Raw genomic sequence first — 23,479 nt, 5'->3', positions numbered from 1 at the left:
GCTCCCCTTGAAACCAGGCGGGCCTTATCGAGGCCCTGAAGGTTTAGTTCGGCGCAAGGCTCAAGCCTTGCGCCCGATCCGATTTAGCTGGCGACGATATTGACCAGTTTGCCCGGCACTACGATCACTTTGCGGATCGTCAGGCCTTCGGTAAAGCGCAGCACGTTCTCGTTGACCCGCGCCGCCGCTTCAACCTCTTCGCGGCTGGCACTGGCGGGCATGTCGATCTGGCCGCGCAGTTTGCCGTTGACCTGGATGACCAGTTGCAACGTGTCCTGCACCAGGGCGCTGTCATCCTGCACCGGCCAGCGCGCATCGATGACCGCTTCGCTGTGGCCCAACCGGCTCCACAATTCATGGCTGATGTGCGGCGTGATCGGGGCGAGCAACAGGGTAACCGTTTCCAGGCCCTCCTGGATCAATGCGCGGTCCTGCTCGGTGGCTTGCGGGGCTTTTTCCAGCACGTTCATCAGCGTCATCACCTGGGCGATGGCGGTGTTGAATTTGTGGTGCTGGCCCACGTCCTGACCGGCTTGCTTGATGGCCAGGTGGGTGCTGCGGCGAATGGCTTTCTGCTCGTCATTCAGCGCGGCCACGTTCAGCGTGCCGGGCAGGCCCTGGCTGACATGGGCGTGGGCCAGGCGCCATACGCGCTTGAGGAAGCGGTGCGAGCCTTCGACGCCGGAGTCGGACCATTCGGCGCTCATGTCGGGCGGCGAGGCGAACATCATGAACAGGCGGCAGGTGTCAGCGCCGAACTGGTCGATCATCGACTGCGGGTCGACGCCGTTGTTCTTGGACTTGGCCATTTTCTCGGTGCCGCCGATTTCCACCGGCAGGCCGTCGGATTTCAGTTTGGCGCTGATGACCTTCGCCTTGCTGTCGCGCTCGAGTTCCACGTCCGCCGGGTTGAACCAGGTGTAGGCGCCATTGGCTTCGCGGCGATAGTAGGTCTCGGCGATCACCATGCCCTGGGTCAGCAGGTTCTTGAACGGTTCATCGGAACTCACCAGGCCTTCGTCACGCATCAACTTGTGGAAGAAGCGCGCATAGAGCAGGTGCAGGATGGCGTGTTCGATACCGCCGATGTACTGATCCACTGGCAACCAATGGTCGGCTGCGGATTTTTCCACCAGGCCGCCTTGATAGTGCGGCGAGGCGTAGCGGGCGTAGTACCAGGACGACTCGACGAAGGTGTCCATGGTGTCGGTTTCACGCTTGGCCGGCGCGCCGCATTTGGGGCAGGCGCACTCGTAGAACTCGGGCATGCGGGCCAGCGGGGAGCCTGCGCCATCGGGCACCACGTCTTCAGGCAGCACGACCGGCAACTGGTCTTCCGGCACCGGCACGTCGCCGCAGGTGTCGCAGTGGATGATCGGGATCGGGCAGCCCCAGTAGCGCTGGCGGCTGATGCCCCAGTCGCGCAGGCGGAACTGGGTGCGCGAGGCACCGAGGTTTTTCTTGATCAGCGCGACTTCAATGGCGTCGAAGGCGCCGGCAAAGTCCAGGCCGTCGAACTCGCCGGAGTTGATCAGGGTACCGTGCTCGCCGTAGGCGTCTTGCCATGGCGCGGGGTTGGTATCGCCCGAGCTGCTGCGCACCACCGATTTGATCGGCAGGTCGTACTTGGTGGCGAATTCGAAATCACGCTCGTCGTGCGCCGGTACGGCCATTACGGCGCCGTCGCCGTAGTGCATCAGCACGTAGTTGGCGACCCACACCGGCAGTTTTTCACCGGTGAGTGGGTGTTCGACGAACAGCCCGGTCGGCAGGCCTTTTTTCTCCTGGGTGGCGACGTCGGCCTCGGCCACGCTGCCGCCTTTGCATTCAGCGATGAACGCCGAAAGCTCAGGGTTGTTCTGTGCGGCCTGGGTGGCCAGCGGGTGTTCGGCGGCTACGGCGACGTAGGTCGCGCCCATCAGGGTGTCGGGGCGGGTGGTGAAAACCTTGAGCGCGCCCGCTTCGCCGATGGACTCGACGTGGTACGGGAACTGCACTTCCATGCCCTTGGATTTGCCGATCCAGTTGCGCTGCATGGTCTTGACCTGTTCAGGCCAGCCCGGCAGGTCGTCGAGGCTCGACAGCAGCTCATCGGCGTAGGCAGTGATCTTGAAGTAGTACATTGGGATCTGGCGCTTTTCGATGACCGCGCCGGAACGCCAGCCGCGACCGTCGATCACCTGCTCGTTGGCCAGTACGGTCTGGTCGACCGGGTCCCAGTTCACGGTGCCGTTCTTGCGGTAGATCACGCCTTTTTCGAACAGGCGAGTGAACAGCCATTGTTCCCAGCGGTAGTAGTCCGGCTTGCAGGTGGTCACTTCGCGGGACCAGTCTACCGCCAGGCCCAGGCTGCGCAGCTGGGTCTTCATGTAGGCGATGTTTTCGTAGGTCCACTTGGCGGGCGCTACGTTGTTCTTCATCGCGGCGTTTTCCGCCGGCATGCCGAAGGCGTCCCAACCCATGGGTTGCAGGACGTTTTTGCCGAGCATGCGCTGATAGCGCGAGATCACGTCGCCGATGGTGTAGTTACGCACGTGCCCCATATGTAGCTTGCCGCTGGGGTAAGGGAACATCGACAGGCAGTAGTAAGTCTCCTTGCCTGGTTGTTCGCTGACTTCAAAGGACTTTTGCGCGTCCCAGAAGGTTTGTGCGGCATTTTCGATTTCACGGGGCTGGTAATGTTCGTGCATGGCTACTTTTGAACTGAATAGGGGTGGCCTAATCCTCTTCGGTGCAGCGTTCAAGTCGAGCGACACCAAAAAGCGGCGTGTCCGTGCCCAAACCCTGCGGGAAGTGGAGTTACAGGAAGCGCCGTAGCATACATGAGCCCACTCTATCGAGGGAAACCCTGATTGCGCAGGCCTGGCCGTCTGTCGCGGCGTCAGGCAGGCCCGGCCACTGGGTCTACGCTGTTGAGTGGGGAGCGAGTCTTATCTTCAATGAGGTGAGGGGATGGTCAAATCGCAGCGAATGTTAACCAAACCGGATGTCTACCAGGGACTGATCGACCGCCTGGGTCGTGCGTTGGACGCCGCCAGCACTGCGGGTCGATTGCGTGATGAACGACCCGTCGAGCTGGAGCTGCGTGGCTTGAGCCGCGCAGAGCTGGAACTGATCAAGGCTTACCTGGAAAAAAACGAACGCTCGACGCCTCGCGGTGTGGCTTCCCCGCCACCCAGCGCGCCGACACAATCGTCCAACGTGGTGTGGCTCAAGGATGCAGCGCGCGGGCGCGGTCCGGCTTCCCATCGGGCCGAACGGTTCAAGTGATGCACGCGCCGTGTAAAGCTTGGCGCTGACCCCTGATACACCTTAGGCTTCGGGCATCCATGGAGATGCTCGATGCCTATTCGCTATTTCATCAAACAATTGTTGCTGCCGCCCGGCATTCTCTTGCTGTTGCTGGCCCTTGGCTGGTGGTTGCGACGCACCCGCCCGCGCCTGGCCGGTTGCTGTTTTGCCCTGGGCTTGGGCGGGTTGTGGCTGATGAGCCTGCCGGTGGTGGTGGAGTGGAGCGCGCGGGCGCTGGAGACCGTGCCACCGTTGGCCCGTGAGGACTGGTCTACCCTGGCCCAGCGTGCAGATGCCATTGTGATATTGGGTTCGGGCCGCGAACGCGGTGACCCTGCCTGGGGCTCGGACCAGCCGACCGGTATCGGGCTGGAGCGTCAGCGTTATGCGGCGCGATTGGCCAAGGCATCCGGGCTGCCGGTGCTGACCACCGGTGGACTGCACTACGGCACGCCGCCCAGCGAGGCAGAGCTGATGGCCGTGTCGATGCAGGATGATTTCGGCGTCAACGTGCGTTGGAAAGAAGAGCGCAGCCGAACCACCTGGGAAAACGCGCAGATGAGCGCCGAGATTCTATTGCCCCAAGGTATCAAGCGCGTGGTGGTGGTGACCCAGGCCTGGCACATGCCGCGCTCGGTGTGGAGCTTTGAAAAGGCCGGTTTCACCGTGGTGCCAGCGCCGGTCGGCTTTCTCGGCGTGGACAATGCGCGGCCGTTGGGTGGCTGGATGCCGGAGTTCAAGTCGATATGGCAGAGCGGGTATTTGTTGAATGAGGCAGTGGGGCAGGTGGGGTATCGATTGTTTTACAAGTAACACCACCAATCTGAAATGTGGGAGGGAGCAATCCCCCTCCCACATTGGTTTCGGGTTGGTCAATTAGACGGTTTTGGACATTCGGCCCGCCAGCAACGCCCAGCCAAACAGCATCAGGCACGCAATGATCAACGGCCACGAGCGCCATTGCAGATACGGCGTGAGCTGGTGCATTGGCACCACTTCGCCATAAAGAGTGCCGCGTTCGAACTGCGGGATCTGCGCGGTAATCTGCCCGAACGGGTTGATCAGTGCGGTCACGCCGTTGTTGGTGGCGCGGATCATCCAGCGACCGGCCTCCAGGGCGCGCATCTGCGCCATTTGCAGGTGCTGCAATGGGCCGATGGAACGGCCAAACCAGGTGTCATTGCTGATGGTCAGCAGTAAGTCGCTGCGGGCCGACAGGCCGGCGGCAAATTCCGGGTACACCACTTCGTAGCAAATGAACGGCGCAATCTGGTAGCCCTTGGCCTGCAACAGCGGCTGGTCCGCCGGGCCACGGGCGAAATCCGACATCGGCAGGTCGAAGAAGGCAATCAGCCCGCGTAGCATGTCCTGCAGCGGCACGTACTCGCCGAAGGGCACCAGTTTCTGTTTGAGATAAGTACCGTCGCCTTCGCCCACCACGGTGATGCCATTGAAATAGCGCTTCTCGTGACGCACTTCCTGGCGAATCGGCACCCCGGTGATCAGCGCGGTGTGCCGATCGGCGGCGAACTTGCCCATCATGTCCAGATAGCCTTCGACGGATTCCTTGAGCACTGGCACCGCCGTCTCCGGCCATACCAGCAAATCAACCGGCTTGGAGCTCAAGCTCATGTCGCGGTACAGCGCGAGCTGGGCGGTCAGCTGCTGCGGATCCCACTTCATGCTTTGTTCGATGTTGCCCTGGATCGCGGCCACGCTCAGCGGCGCACCGGAGGGCGTGGTCCAGGCGTGATGTTTGAGTGCCAGGCCGATCGCCCAGGGCGCGACCAGCAACGCCAGGCCCGCGCCGATGAAGGCGTTGCGCTTGGTCGCCAGCAGGCGCGGCAGGTTGCACAGCAGCGCTGCGGTCAGCGCCAGCGCAAACGAAATCAGCCACATTCCACCCATGGGTGCCAGGCCGGTCAGCGGGCCGTCCAGTTGACTGTAGCCGGAGTAAAGCCACGGGAAGCCGGTGAGGAACCAGCCACGAAACGCTTCCTGGCCGACCCATAACGCGGCAAACGTCAGCGCATCCGCCAGGGGCGCCTCATTGCGACGCAGCCAGCGTGCCCACAGCCAGGCGGGCAGGGCGAAGAACCAGGCGATTGCGGCGGTGAACAGCAGCATCAAAAAGCCCGCCAGCAGCACTGACGCGCCGCCGAAGTGGTGGATGCTGTAGTAGATCCAGCTGGTGCCGGCGCCAAACAGGCCGAAACCGAAGCACCAGCCTCGGCCCAGGGCCTGACGAGGCGTTAATTCCCGCAGGCCGACATAGAACAATCCAACCGCCACCAGCGCCAGCGGCCAGATGTCGAACGGCGCCAGCGCCAGGGTGGTGATGGCGCCGGCCACCACGGCCAGCAGATTACCGGGCCAGCCGGGAGCGGTGAGACGGCGCATGTCAGTCCTTAGCGGGCAATAGGTGTCAGGCGAATCAAGTGGATACGGCGGCTGTCGGCATTCAGGATGCGAAAGCGGTACGCGCCAATCTCGGTGGTTTCGTTACGCTTGGGCAGGTGCCCGAACGCGCTCATCACCAGGCCGCCAACGGTGTCGAATTCATCGTCGGAGAACTCGCTGTCGAAGAACTCATTGAAGTTCTCGATGGGCGTCAGCGCCTTGACCAGGAAATCGCCGCTGGGCAGCGGCTTGATGTAGCTGTCTTCTTCGACGTCGTGTTCGTCTTCGATGTCGCCGACGATCTGTTCGAGCACGTCTTCGATGGTCACCAGGCCCGCCACGCCGCCGTATTCGTCGATCACAATGGCCATGTGATTGTGGTTGGCGCGAAACTCGCGCAACAGCACATTCAGGCGCTTGGATTCAGGCACGAAGGTGGCCGGGCGCAGCAGGTCCTTGATGTTGAAGTTGTCGCCGTTCTCCTTGAGGATCAGCGGCAGCAGGTCCTTGGCCAGCAGGACACCCATGACGTCGTCATGGCTTTCACCGATCACCGGGTAGCGCGAGTGCGCCGAGTCGATCACGGCCGGGAGGAATTCCCGTGGGGTCTGGGTCGCCTTGATGCTGATCATCTGCGAGCGCGGCACCATGATGTCGCGAACCTGCAGGTCAGCCACCTGGATGGCGCCTTCGACGATGGCCAGCGCTTCGCTGTCCAGCAACTTGTTCTGGTGGGCCTCGCGCAGCAGCTCCAGCAGCTCCTGGCGGTTTTTCGGCTCGTGGGCAAAAGCCTGGGTCAATTTACCCAGCCATGACTTCTGCCCGTTGCTCGATCGGTCTTCGCTCATAGCGATTACTCTGAATCCTTTATCGTTACAGTTAGTAGGTGATGTTCAAGCTTCGTCATCTGCATAGGGGTCAGGATGACCCAACTCTGCAAGCAACGTTCGTTCCAGTGCTTCCATTTCTTCGGCTTCGTCATCGTCTATATGGTCGTAACCCAACAGATGCAAGCAGCCATGAATGACTAGATGGGCCCAGTGGGCCTCAAGTTCCTTGCCTTGTTCCTGCGCCTCACGCTCGACCACCGCGACGCAAATCACCAGATCGCCCAGCAATGGGATATCCAGCAGTTCGTCGGGCACGTCGGCGGGGAAGGACAGCACGTTGGTCGCGTAGTCCTTGTGTCGCCAGGTGTGATTCAGCTCGCGGCCTTCGGCCTCGTCCACCAGACGGATGGTCAGTTCCGAATCAGCGGTGCGCTGGCGCAGGGCCAGGGCGCACCAGGTGCGAAATTGCGCTTCGCTGGGGGCGGGCGCGTCGGTCGCCAGTTGCAGGTCCAGCTCAAGCATCGCGGCGCACGTCCCTGGTCAGGCCGTCGTCGCGGTGTTCGAAGCGCTCGTAGGCCTCGACGATGCGCTGCACCAGCGGGTGACGCACCACGTCCTTGGGCATGAAATGCGTGAAGCTGATGCCGGGCACGTCCTTGAGCACTTCGATCACCTGACCCAGGCCCGACTTGGTGCCCTTGGGCAGGTCGACCTGGGTGATGTCGCCGGTGATCACGGCGGTGGAGCCGAAACCGATACGGGTGAGGAACATCTTCATCTGTTCAACGGTGGTGTTCTGGCTTTCGTCGAGGATGATGAAGCTGTTGTTAAGGGTGCGCCCGCGCATGTAGGCGAGCGGGGCGATCTCGATCACCTGGCGTTCGATCAGCTTGGCCACGTATTCAAAGCCGAGCATTTCGTAAAGCGCGTCGTAGAGCGGGCGCAGGTACGGGTCGATCTTCTGTGCGAGGTCACCGGGCAGGAACCCGAGCTTCTCGCCGGCCTCGACCGCCGGGCGCACCAGCAGGATGCGGCGCACTTGCTCGCGCTCCAGGGCGTCGACGGCGCAGGCCACGGCCAGGTAGGTCTTGCCGGTGCCGGCCGGGCCGATGCCGAAGTTGATGTCGTTGCCGAGGATTTCCTTGACGTACTTCTGCTGATTCAAGCCGCGCGGGCGAATCATGCCTTTTTTGGTACGCAGGGCCACGCTGGCTTCGGCCACCGGATTGTTGGCCAGGTCTTCCACCGCCGACTCCTGCAGGTACAGGTGCACGGTTTCCGGCGACAGCTCGCTGCCTTTGGTCTCGCGGTAGAGACGGCGCAGCAGGTTTTCTGCCGAGGTGGTGTGCTGGGGTTCACCAATGAGCTCGAACTGATTGCCGCGATTGCGGATCTCGATGCTCATGCGTTGTTCGATCAGGCGCAGGTGCTCGTCGAACTGTCCGCACAGATTGGCGAAGCGGCGAGCCTCAAACGGCTCGAGGATAAAACGATGGGGTTCTACTGTAGGTGCGTTCAAGGTCGCTTTTAGCCGCCCTTTGGCTGTTGAGGTGAAGGAGAGGATAGCGCCAGTGCTCGGCGTGCGAAAGCACTTATATAGGCTGGCTTAATCTCAAGAACCATGAAAATCCACTGTGGGAGCTGGCTTGCCTGCGATTGCGGTGTGTCAGTGCCAATAGTGTTAACTGGCCCACCGCTATCGCAGGCAAGCCAGCTCCCACATTTTGATCTTCATCAGGTCAGGGCAATCAGTTCACCAGCGATCCGCGCAACGAGTGTGGTTGCGCCGCATCAATGTGCACATCGGCGAACTGGCCGATCAGCATCGGGTTATCGCAACGGAAGTTGACGATCCGGTTGTTCTCGGTGCGGCCCTGCAATTCGCCCGGGTCTTTTTTCGAGTAATCGGTGACCAGAATCCGTTGGGTGGAGCCGACCATTTGTCGGCTGATCTCGAAGCCCTGCTGGTTGAGCCGATGTTGCAGCGCATTCAGGCGTTCCTTTTTCAGCGCTTCCGGGGTTTCGTCGAGCAGGTCGGCGGCCGGGGTGCCGGGGCGCTGGCTGTAGACGAACGAGTAGGAGAAGTCAAAACCCACGTCCTCGATCAGCTTCATGGTCTGCTGGAAGTCTTTCTCGGTTTCGCCGGGAAAGCCCACGATAAAGTCCGAGCTGATGCAGATGCCTGGCACCGCCGCGCGCAGTTTGCGCAGTTTGGATTTGTATTCCAGAGCGGTGTGGTTGCGTTTCATCGCCGACAGGATGCGGTCCGAGCCCGATTGCACCGGCAGGTGCAGGTGCTTGACCAGTTCCGGCACCTCGGCGTGAGCCTGGATCAGGCTGTCGGAGAACTCCAGCGGGTGCGAGGTGGTGTAGCGAATGCGCTCGATGCCATCCACCGCCGCCACAACGCGGATCAGTTCGGCAAGGTCGGCCAGGCGTCCGTCTTGAGTGTGGCCGCGATAGCCGTTGACGTTCTGGCCCAGCAGGGTCACTTCGCGCACGCCGTTTTCCGCCAGGTGGATGATTTCCGCCAGCACGTCGTCAAAGGGCCGGCTGACTTCTTCACCGCGGGTGTAGGGCACCACGCAGAAGGTGCAGTACTTGCTGCAGCCTTCCATCACCGACACATAGGCGCTCGGCCCGTCGATGCGCGGCTCGGGCAGGTGGTCGAATTTTTCGATTTCGGGAAACGACACGTCCACCTGCGGCAATTTGGTGATGCGTGCCGCGTCGATCATTTCCGGCAGGCGGTGCAAGGTCTGCGGGCCGAACACCACGTCGACATAGGGCGCGCGGTCGCGGATCGCCGCGCCTTCCTGGCTGGCCACGCAACCGCCGACGGCGATCACCATGTCCGGGTTGGCCAGTTTCAGTTCGCGCCAGCGGCCCAGTTGCGAGTACACACGGTCCTGGGCCCTTTCGCGGATCGAGCAGGTATTGAGCAGGATCACGTCGGCATCTTCGGCGCGGGCGGTGACTTCCAGGGCCTGGTGTTCGCCCAGCAGGTCGACCATGCGCGAGCTGTCGTACTCGTTCATCTGGCAACCGTGGGTTTCGATATAAAGCTTCTTGGCCATGGGAATCGTCAACTGGTGGTAAAGAACCGCGCATTATAGGGGGCATGTCCATTGGTTCCTAGCGTTGTGCATCGGGTGCCATGCTATAGTTCGCGCCCTCTTTTATATCCGCGATGTGTTGCTCGCCCACCATGACCAAACGTGAAGCTCCAATCTACAAGGTGATTTTTCTCAACCAGGGCCAGGTGTTCGAAATGTACGCCAAGCAGATCTATCAAAGTGATCTGTGGGGTTTTCTGGAGGTGGAAGAGTTCGTCTTTGGCGAGCGCACGCAGTTGGTCGTCGACCCGGGCGAAGAAAAGCTCAAGGCTCAGTTCGAAGGCGTGGTGCGCAGTTTTGTGCCAATGCATTCGATCGTGCGCATCGATGAAGTCGAGCGCCTGGGTACGCCGAAGATCAGCGAGGCGCGAGGCGTGAGCAATGTGATGCCGTTTCCGATGCCGATGCCTGAGAAGTAGGGCTTTAAATCCAGTGGTGCCTATCGCAGGCAAGCCAGCTCCCACAAGTGACTGCATTCCAGGGCTGGAACTCGGTCAACTGTGGGAGCTGGCTTGCCTGCGATAGCGGTATAAGGGTTCAGCAAAAATCAGGGCAGCGGTGAAAACGGCGAACGCCCATCGGCATTCTGCAGTTCCTGCAAATAGTTGCGGAAAATCTGCCCCAGCACCTGGGTCGCCACTTCCAGTTCATCGCGCTGCATGTGCTCGGCCACCTCGTCGGCGGTGTCCAGCGCATCTTCGGCGCCGTTGACCGCCGCCATCTTCAGCACGATATACGCCTGAATGTTATTGGCCGGCACGCCTTCACCCTTGAAGAACATGTTGCCGAGCTGAAACTGCGCCTGGGCGTGGCCTTGCAGCGAGGCTTTCTCGAAGTAGCTCAAGGCTTTGTTGAGGTCCACGGCAGGGTTTTTGCTGTCGTGGTAAAACTCGCCCAACTCGTATTGCGCTTGCGCGTCCCCGTCCTCAGCCTGTTTTTGGCACGCGCTCAGGGCTTCGGCCTGGCCGTCTGGCTGGGTATTGAGGGTGCAACGACCCATCGCTGGAATTAACAACGAGTTGCCGCCTGCCTGGGCATGTGCCAGCAGCGGCTGAAGGAGCAACAGGCAGCCCAGAACCAGGGTGCGGCCGGTGCGTTTCATGGGAATCGACTTACCTCTGACGGGGCGCGCGGACCCTCGTGGGATCCAATAAGCGCGCATTATGAAATAAGCAGGCCTCTGCTTACAAAGTCTTTACTCGTTTTTCTGCTGCTTGGGCAAGTTATCTGCCGGATTGCAGGTTAAATCTCGAAAAAAGTAAGAAATCTCTGTAGGCAAAGTAGCAATCCGACGCCGCTGTGGGCAACGTCAGACGGCTGTGCGGATTTATTTCAGTGCCGCGAAGGCGCGCTCGGCAGCATCCAGGGTGAGTTTCAACTCCGCGTCACCGTGGGCAATCGAGGTGAAGCCCGCTTCGAAGGCGCTCGGCGCCAGGTACACGCCACCTTCGAGCATCAGGTGGAAGAAGCGCTTGAACAGATCGGCGTCGCTGCCCATGACGTCATCAAAGGTGACGATATCGTCGGCGCCGCTGAAATACAGGCCGAACATGCCGCCGGCCTGGGTGGTGACGAATGGAATGCCAGCGGCATCGGCGCGTACTTGCAGGCCGTCGAGCAGGCGAGTGGTGTAGTCGGTCAGCTCGGCGTGGAAGCCCGGACGGCTGATCAGGCGCAGGGTGGTCAGGCCGGCGGCCATGGCCAGCGGGTTACCCGACAGCGTACCGGCCTGGTACACCGGGCCCAGCGGCGCGATGTGCTGCATGATGGCGCGCTTGCCGCCAAAGCAGCCCACCGGCATGCCGCCGCCGATGATCTTGCCGAACGTGCTCAGGTCGGGCGTCACGCCGTAATGGGCCTGGGCACCGCCGAGGGCCACGCGGAAACCGGTCATCACTTCGTCGAAAATCAGCACCACGCCGTGCTTGTCGCATTGCTCGCGCAGGCCTTCGAGAAAGCCCGGCGCCGGCGGCACGCAGTTCATGTTGCCGGCCACCGGCTCGACGATGATGCACGCCACTTCCTGGCCGACTTCGCTGAGCATCTGCTCGACAGCGCCGATGTCGTTGAACGGCAGGGTCAGGGTGTGTTTGGCAAACGCCGCCGGCACACCGGCCGAACTGGGCACGCCCTGGGTCAATGCCCCGGAGCCGGCCTTGACCAGCAGGCTGTCGGAGTGGCCGTGGTAGCAGCCTTCGAACTTGATGATGCTGTCGCGGCCAGTGAAACCACGGGCCAGGCGGATCGCACTCATGGTGGCCTCTGTGCCGGAGCTGACCATGCGCACCATTTCCATCGACGGCACGATGGAGCAGACCAGATCGGCCATCTCGGTTTCCATGGCGGTCGGCGCGCCGTAGGACAAACCGTGTTGCAACTGCTGGCGCACCGCGTCAAGCACATCGGGGTGACTGTGGCCGAGGATCATCGGACCCCACGAACCCACGTAGTCGACGTAGCGCTTGTCATCTTCGTCGGTGACGTAGGCACCTTCGGCGTGCTTGAAGAACAACGGCGTGCCGCCCACGCTCTTGAACGCACGCACGGGGGAGTTCACACCACCGGGGATGTGTTTCTGGGCATTGGCAAACAGGGTTTCGGAACGGGACATGGTGAGTCTCTCTGCAATCAAATCTTGAGAAGGGCGTTGAACGCACGGGCGCGGCGCGTGACTTCCTGGGTGCTGTCGGCGCCAAACAGGCCATGGACCACGGCCAGCAGGTCGGCCCCAAGGGCCACCAGCGGTTCGGCGTTGTCGAGGGTCACGCCGCCGATCACGCAGATCGGCAACTGCAGACGCTTGCGCGCCTGGGCGAGCATGTCGACGCTGGCGGACGGGGCGCCGGGCTTGGTGCTGGAATTGAAGAAGCGGCCAAAGGCGACATAACTGGCGCCTTCTTTGGCGGCCTGCTCGGCCAGTTCGATCTGGCTGTGGCAGGTGGCGCCGATGATCGCTTTGGAGCCGAGCAGGGCGCGCACCGGGGCCAATGGGCCGTCGGTCTGGCCCAGGTGCACGCCCACGCTCAAGCGTGCGGCCAGTTCGGCGTCGTCATTGATGATCAGGCGGGTCTTGTAGCGCGAGCAGAGCTCGTGGAGTTTCTCCGCTTCGCGCAGGCGCCGGGCCTCGTCGCTGCTTTTGTCGCGGTACTGCAACAGGGTCACACCGCCCTCCAGCGCCGCTTCGACGTAGGCGAGGAATTTACCGGCCAGCAATTGGCTGTCGGTGATGGCATAAAGGCCACGTAGTTTCATCGATCAGGCCTCTCGGTGTTGCGAGTTGATGTTGCGCGTTGAGGTTACGAACAGAAATCCAGCGGCAACCGGCGCGGTACGAACTGGCCTTGGCCGAGTTGTTCGGCGTCCCGCAGGGTGCGCCAAGTGTAGTTGAGGGCCGACTGCACGGCGCTGACCAGGCCTTCGCCGTGGGCCAGCCGACCGCTGAGGGCGCTGGCCAGCGTGCAGCCCGAACCGTGATAGCTGCCGGGCAGGCGCTGGCAGGTAAAGGTCCGGCGTGTGCCGTCCCGGCTGTACAGGCGGTTGTGTACCTCATGCTCGTCGCCATGGCCGCCGGTGATCAGCAGGTGCCGGATAAACGGCAGCAGCTTCTCGGCGCAGTCGTCGGCGCTGCCATCCGGCAGTTCGGCGAGGATGCGCGCTTCGGGCAGGTTGGGCGTGGCGATCAGCGACAGCGGTAACAGGCGCTCGCGCATCGCATAGCCGACTTCGTCCTTGCCCAGGCTACCGCCGCCGCCAGCCCGCAACACCGGGTCGCAGACCACCGGCAGGTGCGGGTGCGCCTGCAGCAGCTCGACGACCGTGTCGACCATCGCAGTGGAGCCGAGCATGCCCAGCTTCACCGCCGCCACTTCGGAGTCGCTGAGCACGGCGTTGGCCTGGGCCAATACCCACTCGCGGTCGAGCACGCGGAAATCGCTGACGTTGACCGTGTTCTGCACGGTCAGGGCCGTGACGGCCGGCGCCGCATGGCAACCCTGGGCGAGCAGGGCTTCGATATCTGCCTGCAGGCCGGCGCCACCACTGGGATCATGGCCGGAGAGACAGAGAACAACGGGGCGAGAGCTGTAGATATTCATGGTGCGCGAGCTTACCACCAAACGCTTTTTGCGTGGCTGCTCGGCGAGGGCTGAATTTTGCGCGAGAGCGTCGTTTTTCTGGCGCTTAATGCGCCTGAAAAATGGCTGAAAAGCCCGTCCCAGAGCCTTTCAAAATAACCTTCCAATAGTGTCCAATGGCCTTTAGCGGCTATGCTAGAGTGGATTCAAACAACTTACTGTATTGCCGGTATGCGTCTACTCAAAGGGATGGGGGGCTTATTGACCTGACCGGACAGGCCACGCTGGGGCTCTATGCGCTATTTGCTGATTGTATTGTTATGCGGGCTGCCGATGCTCGCCAGCGCCATCGAGTTCACTCAGGACACGCGCAGTCTGCCGCTGGGCAGGGCCATGCAGGTACTCGAGGACCCCACCGACGCCCTGACCATCGCCGATGTCAGCGCGCCATCTGCAGCCCTGCGGTTCAAGCCCCATGACCAGGACACGCTGAACGCCGGCTATTCGCGTTCGGTGTTCTGGCTCAAGGTCGACCTGCACTACATGCCCTGGCTCGCCGATGCCCAGCGCACCTGGCTGCTGGAACTGGCCTATCCGCCCCTGGATCACCTTGACCTCTACCTGCCCGACCGCACCGGGCACTATCGTTTGGCGGGCCGCACGGGCGACGCGTTGCCGTTTTCCAACCGCGAAATTCGCCAGAACAACTACCTGTTCAAACTTGACTTCACCCCTGGCGAGCAGAAGACCGTCTACCTGCGCCTGCAAAGCGAAGGCTCGATCCAGGCGCCGCTGACGCTGTGGTCCAGCACCGCGTACCTCGAGCAACAGCCGCTGCGCTTGTATGTGCTGGGCCTGATCTACGGCGTGCTGCTGGGCATGCTGGTGTACAACCTGTTCATCTACCTGAGTGTGCGCGACACCAGCTACCTCTATTACATCCTCTATATCGCCTCGTTCGGCATGTATCAGCTGTCGGTGAACGGCGCAGCGGTCGAATATTTCTGGCCGAACAGTCCGTGGTGGGCCAATGCGGCGACGCCGTTTCTGATCGGCTGCGCGGCATTGTTCGGCAGCCTGTTCACGCGCAGTTTCCTCAGCACCGCCGAGCATAGCCGCTGGATCAATCGCCTGTTGCTGGCCCTGGTGGGCTGTGGCGCGGTGGTCATGCTGCTGTCGCTGATGACCAGCTACGCCCTCGCGCTGCGCCTGGCCACTGGCCTGGCGCTGGTGTTCACCGTGACCATCTTTGTCGCGGCCATCAAGGCCTGGTACTGCGGCCAGCGCGTGGCGCGCTATTTCATCATCGCCTGGTCGGCGTTCCTGCTGGGCGGTGTGGTCAATACGTTGATGGTGCTGGGCTATCTGCCCAATGTGTTCCTCACGATGTACGCCAGCCAGATCGGCTCGGCCATTGAAGTGGCCTTGTTGTCCCTGGCCCTGGCTGACCGCATCAACGCCATGCGCGAACAACAGGCGCAGATTCTGCTGGACGCCAGCCAGACACTCGAAGGGCTCAACCAGCAATTGGCCCGCAGCAACCGGCTCAAGGATGAATTCCTCGCCACCTTGACCCACGAACTGCGCACCCCGATGAACGGCGTGATCGGCTCACTGGAACTGATGCATACCCAGCCGCTGACGGATGAACTGGCGCACTACCATCAAACCGCCGCCGGATCGGCGCGGGACATGATGCGTATGGTCAATGGCATCCTCACCCTCACCGAGCTGCAGGCCGGGCGTCTCAGCCCGCAGCCCCGGGCATTCAGCCTGCGTGGCACGCTCGACACCTTGCGCCAGCAGTTCAGCGCCAGTGCGCAGAGCCGGGGCCTGGCGTTTACCATCGACGTGGCCGATGAACTGGCGGACCGGCTGATCGGCGACCCCGACAAACTGATGCAGTGCCTCGATTGCCTGCTGGACAACGCGTTCAAGTTCACTCACCACGGCTCTGTGCGCCTGCGCGTAGTGGGCGTGCCCCTCAGCGACGGCCGCCTGCGCCTGAGCTTTATCGTCACCGACACCGGCATCGGTTTCGCCTTTCTCGAAGAGGCCACCCTGTACCAGCGCTTCTTCCAGCTCGACGGCTCGATGACCCGTGAGTACGGCGGCCTGGGCATCGGCCTGGCGATCTGCCGGCAACTGATCGAATTGCAGGGCGGGCGCCTGACCCACCATTCCGAGCCGCGCAAAGGCAGTCGCTTCCAGCTGGACGTGGAAATGGACAGCGTGAGGCCCGACCCCCACGCCGTGCGCTCGGGCAAGGAGCGCTCCGCCAATGAGTGCGCGGTGTTGCTGGTGGACGACAACAGCGTCGGCCAACTGGCCGTGCGCGGCATGTTGCTCAAGTTGGGTTATCGGGTGAAAACCGTGGACAGTGGGCCGACGGCGCTGGCGGCCTTGCAGGCCGAGCGTTTTGACGCGGTATTGCTGGACGTGCCTGAAGGCGGTTTCTCGTTGTGCTGTCAGATCCGCGCACTGCCAGGCTGCGGCGAGCTGCCGGTGATTGCCCTGGGCAGTGCATCGAATGCCCCTGAGCGCGAGCATTGTCATGGCGTCGGTATCACTGAGCGACTGGTCAAACCGGTGCGTTTCGACGTGTTGCAGACGGTACTGGAGCGCCGCGTGCTGCGCGTGCAAGAGGGCGAAGGCGCCGTGCAATCGGCGGGTATGCCACTTTTTTAAGCGCAGTGACGATGCTTAACTGAAAGCACTCGGCCTCATCGAGCTGCCTCTTGAATTGCCGGAGGGCTGCACTCGACATCGGCCTTTTTTTCCAGGAGGCCCGTCATGAACCTGCATCAGTTTGCCGAAACCCACGACGTCACCAACCAGCCACCGTCTCTGGACGGCATCAACCTGTACCGCATCGACCTGCCCTTGCAAGACTGGTCGCGCCGCTTTGGCGCTGGCTGGGCTCAGCCGCGCATCGATGCCTACGGCGCGTTGGCTGGCGGGCCGTTGATGGAGGCCGGGTTCCTGGCGAACCAGAACAAACCAGTGTTTAACAGCCATGATCGCTATGGCCATCGCATTGACCTGGTGGAGTTTCATCCGGCCTATCACCAATTGATGCGCACCGCCGTTGAACACGGCCTGCCGTCGCTTCCGTGGGCCCACCCGCAGGATGGCGCCCACGTGGCCCGCGCGGCGATGACCTACCTGCACACCCAGGCGGAGGCCGGCACCGGTTGCCCGCTGACCATGACCTTCGCCAGCGTCCCGGCTCTGCGCCTGCAGCCGGAACTGGCGCAGTCCTGGTTGCCGAAAATCCTCAGCACCGAATACGACGGGCGCAACGTCGGCATGGCCCACAAGGCCGGCGTCACCCTCGGCATGGCCATGACCGAAAAACAGGGCGGCACCGACGTGCGCGCCAACACCACCCACGCCTATCCGGTGGGCGCCGGCGGTCCCGGGCAAGCCTATGAGCTGGTGGGCCACAAGTGGTTCTGCTCGGCGCCGATGTGCGATGCCTTCCTCACCCTGGCCCAGACCGACAAAGGCCTCAGCTGTTTTTTGCTGCCACGCCACCGTCCGGACGACACGCGCAACGCGTTCTATATCCAGCGCCTGAAAAACAAGCTGGGCAATTGCTCCAATGCATCCAGCGAAGTGGAGTTTCGCGGCGCGCTGGCGTGGATGGTCGGCGAGGAGGGGCGCGGCGTGCCGACCATCATCGAGATGGTCGCCATGACCCGCTTCGACTGCATGGTCGGCTCCAGCGCCCTGATGCGCCAGGCGCTGACCCAGGCCAGCCATCATTGCGCTCATCGCCGAGTGGGCGGCCGCGTACTCAGTGAGCAACCCCTGATGCAGAACGTGCTGGCCGACCTCGCCCTGGAAAGCGAGGCGGCCCTGGCCCTGAGCCTGCGCATGGGCCGCGCCCTGGATCACCTGGGCGATGAACACGAAGCCCGCTTCGCCCGGCTGGTAACGGCGGTGGGCAAGTATTGGATCTGCAAACGCGCGCCGGCGATGATCAACGAAGCGGCGGAATGCATGGGCGGTGCCGGCTATGTGGAGGACAGCATCCTGCCGCGTCTTTACCGTGAGGCACCGGTGAATTCGACGTGGGAAGGTTCCGGCAACGTGCAATGCCTTGACGTACTGCGCGCACTCTCCAAAGAGCCGGGTGTGCTGGAGACGCTATTTGTCGAACTGGGCGACGGGCATGGCGACAGGCAGTTGGCGCGGCACATCCACCAATTGAAGACCGCGTTTATGGATACTCAGGACATTCAGTACCGCGCGCGGCAATTGACCGAAGACATTGCCGTGGCGTTGCAGGCCAAGTTGCTGCTGGAGGCGGGGAATTCGGCGGTGAGTGACGGGTTTATCGTTAGCCGCTTGGGTGAGTCCTCCGGGCGGGTGTATGGCACATTGCCGCGCGGGGTGGACGTAGAAGCGATTGTTGCGCGCTCAACCCCCCAATCGGCCTGACGGCAGGCGGTCAAAGTAAGGGAGGGGGCTTGCTCCCGATAGCGTTGCATCAGCTGCAGCCAGGCTGGCTGACACACTGCAATCGGGAGCAAGCCCCCTCCCACATTTACAGCATTCCAATTCCGGTGTTTCAGTGCAGCCGGGTTACAGGCAAGATAAAGGCCTGCAAGTCAGCACACAGGATGCTTACCGTGACCGAAGCTTTTGTTGTCGTTCAAACCGCCGAAGAAGCCGTGGACCGGCTGGCCGCTCTGCATGAGCGTGCGACCGGCGCGCTCAACCAGGCCCTCAAGCAATACCTCAAGGACCGCGTCGAGCCCGATGCCGACCAGCGCGCGCTGTTTCGCTACCCGGAATTGCGCCTGACCTACCACTGCCACGGCGAAGTCCCACAAACCACCCGCGCCTACGCCAAGGTACAGTTGCCCGGCACCTACAGCGTGACCGTCACCCACCCCGCAGCCTTCCGCAAATACCTGCTGGAACAGCTCGTGCCGCTGATGCATGACTTCACCGTGACGGTGGAAGTGGGCGTCAGCCAGCAGAACATCCCGTACCCGTACGTGGTGGAGCAGGGTGACGAGCTGGCCGGCTCCGGCGTGACCGCCGCGACCCTGGCGCGCGTGTTCCCCAGCACCGACCTGTCGGCCGCCACCGATGGCATCGCTGACGGCCTCTACGACTGGGAAAACACCGACCCGCTGCCGCTGGCGCTGTTCGATGCGGCCCGCGTGGACTTTTCCCTGCGCCGTCTGGTGCATTACACCGGCAGCGACTGGCGCCATGTGCAGCCGTGGATCCTGCTGACCAACTACCACCGCTACGTTGACCAGTTCATCCTGCATGGCCTGGAACAACTGCGCAGCGACCCGCGCTTTGTGCGCATGGTGCTGCCGGGCAACGTGATCATCGACAAGAACATGGACCACGGCGAAGCGTCGGCGATTGCCGCAGGCGTGGTGTGGCACCGCTACCAGATGCCGGCTTATCACCTGCAGGCCACCGACGGCCACGGCGTGACCCTGGTGAACATCGGCGTCGGCCCGTCCAACGCCAAGAACATCACCGATCACCTGGCGGTGCTGCGCCCGCACTGCTGGCTGATGATCGGGCACTGTGGCGGTCTGCGCCAATCCCAGACCATCGGCGACTATGTACTGGCTCACGCCTATATGCGCCGCGACGGGATCCTTGACCGGGTAGTGCCGCCGAATATCCCGATTCCGGCCCTGGCCGAAGTGCAGATGGCCTTGCAGCAGGCGGCCGCCAGCGTCACCGGCGAACAAGGCGAAGAGCTGAAAAAACGCCTGCGCACCGGCACGGTGCTGACTTATGACGACCGTAACTGGGAGCTGCGCTGGGCGCAGGAGCGGCCGCTGATCAATTTGTCCCGCGCCGTGGCCGTGGACATGGAAAGCGGCACCATCGCCGCGCAAGGCTATCGGCTGCGTGTGCCCTACGGCACCTTGCTGTGCGTGTCGGACAAGCCGTTGCACAGCGAAATCAAATTGCCGGGTTCGGCCAACGCGTTCTATGAGCGCGCGGTCAGCCAGCATTTGAAAATCGGCATCGAGGCGGTCGACCTGCTGCGTACCGAGCTCAACTCGCTGCATTCGCGCAAACTGCGCAGCTTCGACGAGCCGCCGTTCCGCTAAGCGGTTGGGATGGTCATTTGGCGGTCAGGCCACTAGCATTGTCGGCCCTGACCGTTAGATGTTCCTTCGCCATGTCCCGTCCCACCCGTCCCGATTCGCGCCGCCCTGGCGTGAAACCTTCGCAGGCTGCCCCTCGTCGTGTCGCCAAGGCGCCGCCGGCCGAGCCGAAACTGATCCTGTTCAACAAACCCTTCGATGTGCTGACCCAGTTCAGCGACGAGGGCGGGCGCGCGACCCTCAAGGATTTTATCAATATCCCCGGCATCTACCCGGCGGGCCGCCTGGACCGTGACAGCGAAGGCCTGCTGCTGCTGACCAATGATGGCCAGTTGCAGGCGCGCATTGCCGACCCCAGGCACAAGCTGGCGAAAACCTATTGGGTGCAGGTGGAAGGCGAGCCGACTGACGCGCAACTGCAACGCCTGCGCGACGGTGTGGAACTCAATGACGGCATGACCTTGCCCGCCGAAGCCCGGCAATTGGACGAGCCAGAGCTGTGGCCGCGCAACCCGCCGGTGCGGTTTCGCAAAAGTGTGCCCACTCACTGGCTGGAACTGGTGATTCGCGAAGGGCGTAACCGCCAGGTACGGCGCATGACGGCGGCGGTGGGGTTGCCGACCTTGCGCCTGGTGCGCGTGCGGATTGGGGAGTGGTCTATCGAAGGGCTGGATCAGGGCCAGTGGAAGGCGGTGCCGGCGCGTTTATAAGGCGCCGGACTCGACCAGGCCGAGCGTTCCCGAGGTTGCAGGTGTGGGAGCTGGTTTGTCTGCGATGCAGTCAACTCGGTGTGTCAGTAACACCCGGGGGATGCTATCGCAGGCAAGCCAGCCCCCACCTTCGATCCTCTGTGATCTCAGGTACGCAGGTGCGTCAGCGGCAGTTCGGTGCTGTTGAGCACTTGGTTGAGTACAAAGCTTGAGCGCACGCTGGTCACGCCTTCGATGCGGGTCAGATGGCCCAGCAGCAATTTTTGATAGTGATCCATGTCCGGCACCACCACTTTGAGCTGATAGTCCGCATCCATCCCGGTCACCAGGCTGCATTCCAGCACCTGGGGCAGGGTGCGGATGGCGGCTTCAAAATTCTCGAAACGCTCGGGCGTGTGCCTGTCCATGCCGATCAATACATAGGCGGTCAGGCTCAAGCCGAGCATCTTGCGATCGAGCAGGGCGACCTGGCGGGCGATATAGCCGTCGTCTTCCAGTTGCTTGACCCGGCGCGAGCAGGGCGACGGCGACAGGCCAATACGCTCGGCCAGCTCCTGGTTGGAGATCCTCGCATCGCGCTGCAATTCCGCCAGAATACTCAGGTCGTATCGGTCAAGCTTGCTCATCGGGTTAGCCTTTGTCGTAACTATTGCGGTGAATTATCCATGAAGGGTTAAAAATTGCGCAAGCACTGTTTATTGACGCAATCTTCGCAATCATCCATCGGGCCTGGGCGGGTATCGTTATCAACAGAATCACCGCCTGGACAACAGTCCACAGCGGCTCGCCCAATCAGGCGTGCCGCGGCCGCCACCCCAGCAGGGTTGAGCCGGCCTCCAGGCTGCACACTGTCGACACGACGGCGTGAGGTGAGCCAACGCCAAAAGCGTTGCGCTAGGACGAAATTCTCAAGGGGTGGCCGACGGGTCGCCCCTTTTCTTTTGCCTGGGTTTTTACCTGCGATGAAACTTCTTGTGACTGATAACCTGTGCCAGAACCGGGCGAGGCTTTCCCAGTCTCATGTTCAAGCCCTAATCCGCAGTGAGGAATAGCATGAAGCGCATCTGGCGTATGGCAGGTGTTGGTTTGCTGGTGGCAAGCGTCGGCGCGCAGGTGCTGGCCGATGAGCGCGATGGCGCGCCGGGGCCTGGTCCCGGGCCAAGGCCTCAGGGCGGCGGGCAGCATGAGCGCGGGCCACAAGGCGGCGGGCGGCCGGAGAACAATCAGCCGCGCCCGGAAAATCAGCGCATCGAGCGCGGCGGCCCGAACGGTGACGGCCAATGGCAGGGGCGTGCGCCGGGCAACGAGCCGGGTCGGCCTGCGCCGCCGTCCACCCAGCTGCCGATTCAGGGACGCCCGGATACCGTGCGCCAGACCGAGGAACCGCGCCAGGGCTACTACCGTGACATCCCCCGGCGCAATGACGACAACCGGCATTGGGAGGCCGGCGGCCCCGGCTCGCGTCCCGGCTTCAACGGCCGTCCCGACGACAATCGCTGGCCAGGCCGCCCTGACGGCCACGGCAACGGTTGGGGCCCCGGCCCGCAACATCGTCCGGGTTACGTTATCGACCGTTTCCCCGACCGCAATTACCGTGTGCCTTACCGCGGGCAGGATTATTTCTTCTCCGGCGGCTACTGGTATCGCCCCCAGGGCCCGCGCTATGTGGTGGTGACGCCGCCTTACGGCATCCGTGTGCAATATTTGCCGGACTACGCGCGCGAAGTGCGGGTAGGCGGTTCGCTGTTGTTCCTTGCCGCCGGCGCTTATTACGCCTACGAGGAAAGCACCCGGCAATACGTGGTGGTGCAACCGCCGGCAGAGGCGCCCCCACCGCCGCCGCCGCCTCAGGGCGAGGGCTATGACGTGGTGGCCTACCCGGCCAACGGCCAGTCACCGGCTCAGGTGCAACAGGACGGCTACGACTGCTATCGCTGGGCGGTGCAGCAGAGCGGCTTTGACCCGCGCACCGTCACCTACGCCCCGGACCCTGCGGTGGTACAAGCCTACCGTCAGGCCCAGGGCAACTGCTTGAGCAGTCGCGGCTATCAGGTGCAGTACTAGGCCTTGGCGCCGGTGACCACTTCCTGCGGGTCGGCGTGCACCAGCACTTCGGCGCGTGGGTAGGCCTGGTGAATGGCATCGGCGGCCTGATCGCTGATGCCATGGGCCACTGACAGGGTCAGCTCCCCCGGCAACTCCAGGTGCAGTTGCACAAACCAGTGGTTACCCGACACCCGCGTGCGCAAATCATGGGCCCCCAGCACTCCCGGCACGCCACGAGCCAGCTCGAGCATGTGCTGGCTGACGTCGATGGGCAGTTCCTCATCCATCAGCACCGCGAAGCTTTCCCGCGCGATCTGAATGGCACTCCACAGGATATAAGCCGCGATGCCCAGACCGAACCACGCATCCACCTGATGCAAGCCCATGCCTGCCAGCACCAGCGCCACCAGAATGCTGCCGTTGAGCATCAGGTCGGAGCGGTAATGCAGTGAATCGGCGCGCACCGCGTTGGAGCCGGTTTCGCGGACCACCCGGTGTTGCAGCATCAGCAACGCCACGGTCAGCACCAGGGAAAACACGATCACGCCGATGCTCAGCCAGGGAGCGCCGACCGGTTCCGGGTGCTGCAGGCGGTGGTAGGCCTGGAACGCGATCAACACCGCACTGCCTGCGATAAACAGCGCCTGAGCCATGCCCGACAGGGATTCCGCCTTGCCATGGCCATAACGGTGGTCGTCATCGGCCGGGCGCAGGGCGTAATGCACCGCCAGCAAATTGAGCAGCGACGTCACACCGTCGAGCAGCGAATCGGTCAACCCGGCGAGCATGCTCACCGAACCGCTGAACCACCAGGCGATGGCCTTGGTGACGATCAGCGCACAGGCCACCGCCACCGAGGCGCGAGTGGCCAGACGCAGGAGCCTGGCGTGTTCGGGACTGCTGGTCATGGGCGAT

At 62.6% G+C, this 23,479-nt stretch carries 20 protein-coding genes; 8 read left to right on the top strand and 12 right to left on the bottom strand.

Annotated features, from left to right (window positions below):
* Positions 1 to 83 precede the first annotated feature (83 nt).
* Positions 84 to 2,690, bottom strand: a complete 2,607-nt coding sequence (gene leuS / locus H045_RS17430) for a leucine--tRNA ligase (protein WP_015373029.1) — start codon at positions 2,688 to 2,690, stop codon at positions 84 to 86.
* A gap of 262 nt (positions 2,691 to 2,952) precedes the next feature.
* Between leuS and H045_RS17425 the strand changes: the two genes are divergently transcribed.
* Together H045_RS17425 and H045_RS17420 are read left to right on the top strand one after the other, a co-directional pair.
* Positions 2,953 to 3,270 carry a hypothetical protein gene (locus H045_RS17425; RefSeq protein WP_003237009.1) on the top strand — a complete coding sequence of 106 codons (318 nt, stop codon included), beginning with the start codon at positions 2,953 to 2,955 and terminating at the stop codon, positions 3,268 to 3,270.
* Positions 3,271 to 3,342: 72 nt separating this feature from the next.
* Positions 3,343 to 4,104, top strand: coding sequence for a YdcF family protein (locus H045_RS17420; RefSeq protein ID WP_003237007.1), 762 nt, complete (start codon positions 3,343 to 3,345; stop codon positions 4,102 to 4,104).
* 63 nt (positions 4,105 to 4,167) lie between these two features.
* On the opposite strand, the gene lnt is transcribed toward H045_RS17420, so the two are convergent.
* From lnt to miaB, 5 genes are all read right to left on the bottom strand, one after another.
* Positions 4,168 to 5,691: an apolipoprotein N-acyltransferase gene (gene lnt, locus H045_RS17415; protein ID WP_015373028.1), complete on the bottom strand. Its 1,524-nt coding sequence runs from the start codon at positions 5,689 to 5,691 to the stop codon at positions 4,168 to 4,170.
* 8 nt (positions 5,692 to 5,699) lie between these two features.
* Positions 5,700 to 6,539 carry an HlyC/CorC family transporter gene (locus H045_RS17410; protein ID WP_015373027.1) on the bottom strand — a complete coding sequence of 280 codons (840 nt, stop codon included), beginning with the start codon at positions 6,537 to 6,539 and terminating at the stop codon, positions 5,700 to 5,702.
* 45 nt (positions 6,540 to 6,584) lie between these two features.
* Entirely contained in the window at positions 6,585 to 7,043 is a 459-nt protein-coding gene (gene ybeY / locus H045_RS17405; protein ID WP_003236998.1) for an rRNA maturation RNase YbeY, read from the bottom strand.
* On the bottom strand, positions 7,036 to 8,040 hold the full coding sequence (locus H045_RS17400) for a PhoH family protein (RefSeq protein ID WP_003236996.1): 1,005 nt from the start codon (positions 8,038 to 8,040) through the stop codon (positions 7,036 to 7,038). Before H045_RS17400 ends, ybeY begins: the two co-directional genes overlap by 8 nt.
* A gap of 229 nt (positions 8,041 to 8,269) precedes the next feature.
* Entirely contained in the window at positions 8,270 to 9,598 is a 1,329-nt protein-coding gene (miaB, locus tag H045_RS17395; protein WP_003236994.1) for a tRNA (N6-isopentenyl adenosine(37)-C2)-methylthiotransferase MiaB, read from the bottom strand.
* A 131-nt stretch (positions 9,599 to 9,729) separates the two neighbouring features.
* On the opposite strand from miaB, the gene H045_RS17390 reads away from it, so the two are divergent.
* Complete coding sequence (locus H045_RS17390; RefSeq protein ID WP_003236992.1) at positions 9,730 to 10,056, top strand: DUF1820 family protein; 327 nt, start codon at positions 9,730 to 9,732, stop codon at positions 10,054 to 10,056.
* Positions 10,057 to 10,184: 128 nt separating this feature from the next.
* On the opposite strand, the gene H045_RS17385 is transcribed toward H045_RS17390, so the two are convergent.
* The 4 genes from H045_RS17385 to H045_RS17370 all read right to left on the bottom strand — a co-directional run bounded on the left by H045_RS17385 (position 10,185) and on the right by H045_RS17370 (position 13,731).
* On the bottom strand, positions 10,185 to 10,739 hold the full coding sequence (locus H045_RS17385) for a tetratricopeptide repeat protein (RefSeq protein ID WP_015373026.1): 555 nt from the start codon (positions 10,737 to 10,739) through the stop codon (positions 10,185 to 10,187).
* A gap of 225 nt (positions 10,740 to 10,964) precedes the next feature.
* On the bottom strand, positions 10,965 to 12,248 hold the full coding sequence (hemL, locus tag H045_RS17380; RefSeq protein WP_015373025.1) for a glutamate-1-semialdehyde 2,1-aminomutase: 1,284 nt from the start codon (positions 12,246 to 12,248) through the stop codon (positions 10,965 to 10,967).
* A 17-nt stretch (positions 12,249 to 12,265) separates the two neighbouring features.
* Entirely contained in the window at positions 12,266 to 12,889 is a 624-nt protein-coding gene (gene thiE, locus H045_RS17375; protein ID WP_015373024.1) for a thiamine phosphate synthase, read from the bottom strand.
* A gap of 44 nt (positions 12,890 to 12,933) precedes the next feature.
* The gene (locus H045_RS17370; protein WP_003236985.1) at positions 12,934 to 13,731 is read right to left on the bottom strand and encodes a hydroxymethylpyrimidine/phosphomethylpyrimidine kinase; all 798 of its coding nucleotides are present in this window, start codon (positions 13,729 to 13,731) and stop codon (positions 12,934 to 12,936) included.
* Positions 13,732 to 14,004: 273 nt separating this feature from the next.
* Here H045_RS17370 and H045_RS17365 point away from each other — a divergent pair, with 273 nt between their 5' ends.
* The 4 genes from H045_RS17365 (at position 14,005) to H045_RS17350 (ending at position 20,518) form a co-directional block, all read left to right on the top strand.
* Complete coding sequence (locus H045_RS17365) at positions 14,005 to 16,398, top strand: hybrid sensor histidine kinase/response regulator (RefSeq protein WP_015373023.1); 2,394 nt, start codon at positions 14,005 to 14,007, stop codon at positions 16,396 to 16,398.
* A gap of 105 nt (positions 16,399 to 16,503) precedes the next feature.
* Positions 16,504 to 18,156 (top strand): acyl-CoA dehydrogenase family protein, encoded by a 1,653-nt coding sequence (locus H045_RS17360; protein ID WP_015373022.1) that lies wholly within the window; start codon positions 16,504 to 16,506, stop codon positions 18,154 to 18,156.
* A 182-nt stretch (positions 18,157 to 18,338) separates the two neighbouring features.
* A complete protein-coding gene (gene amn, locus H045_RS17355) occupies positions 18,339 to 19,811 on the top strand; it encodes an AMP nucleosidase (RefSeq protein ID WP_162276120.1) in 1,473 nt (490 codons plus the stop codon).
* A gap of 71 nt (positions 19,812 to 19,882) precedes the next feature.
* Positions 19,883 to 20,518 (top strand): pseudouridine synthase, encoded by a 636-nt coding sequence (locus H045_RS17350; protein WP_003236977.1) that lies wholly within the window; start codon positions 19,883 to 19,885, stop codon positions 20,516 to 20,518.
* Between the two features lie 146 nt (positions 20,519 to 20,664).
* On the opposite strand, the gene H045_RS17345 is transcribed toward H045_RS17350, so the two are convergent.
* Positions 20,665 to 21,144 (bottom strand): Lrp/AsnC family transcriptional regulator, encoded by a 480-nt coding sequence (locus H045_RS17345; RefSeq protein ID WP_003194418.1) that lies wholly within the window; start codon positions 21,142 to 21,144, stop codon positions 20,665 to 20,667.
* A gap of 427 nt (positions 21,145 to 21,571) precedes the next feature.
* On the opposite strand from H045_RS17345, the gene H045_RS17340 reads away from it, so the two are divergent.
* On the top strand, positions 21,572 to 22,582 hold the full coding sequence (locus tag H045_RS17340) for a DUF6515 family protein (protein WP_015373021.1): 1,011 nt from the start codon (positions 21,572 to 21,574) through the stop codon (positions 22,580 to 22,582).
* Here the strand turns inward: H045_RS17340 and H045_RS17335 are convergent.
* Positions 22,579 to 23,472 (bottom strand): cation diffusion facilitator family transporter, encoded by an 894-nt coding sequence (locus tag H045_RS17335; RefSeq protein WP_015373020.1) that lies wholly within the window; start codon positions 23,470 to 23,472, stop codon positions 22,579 to 22,581. The genes H045_RS17340 and H045_RS17335 overlap by 4 nt on opposite strands.
* Positions 23,473 to 23,479 lie beyond the last annotated feature (7 nt).

Source organism: Pseudomonas poae RE*1-1-14 (assembly GCF_000336465.1).
In the GTDB taxonomy this organism is placed as follows: domain Bacteria; phylum Pseudomonadota; class Gammaproteobacteria; order Pseudomonadales; family Pseudomonadaceae; genus Aquipseudomonas; species Aquipseudomonas poae.
This window is presented reverse-complemented; position numbering and strand designations above follow the sequence as displayed.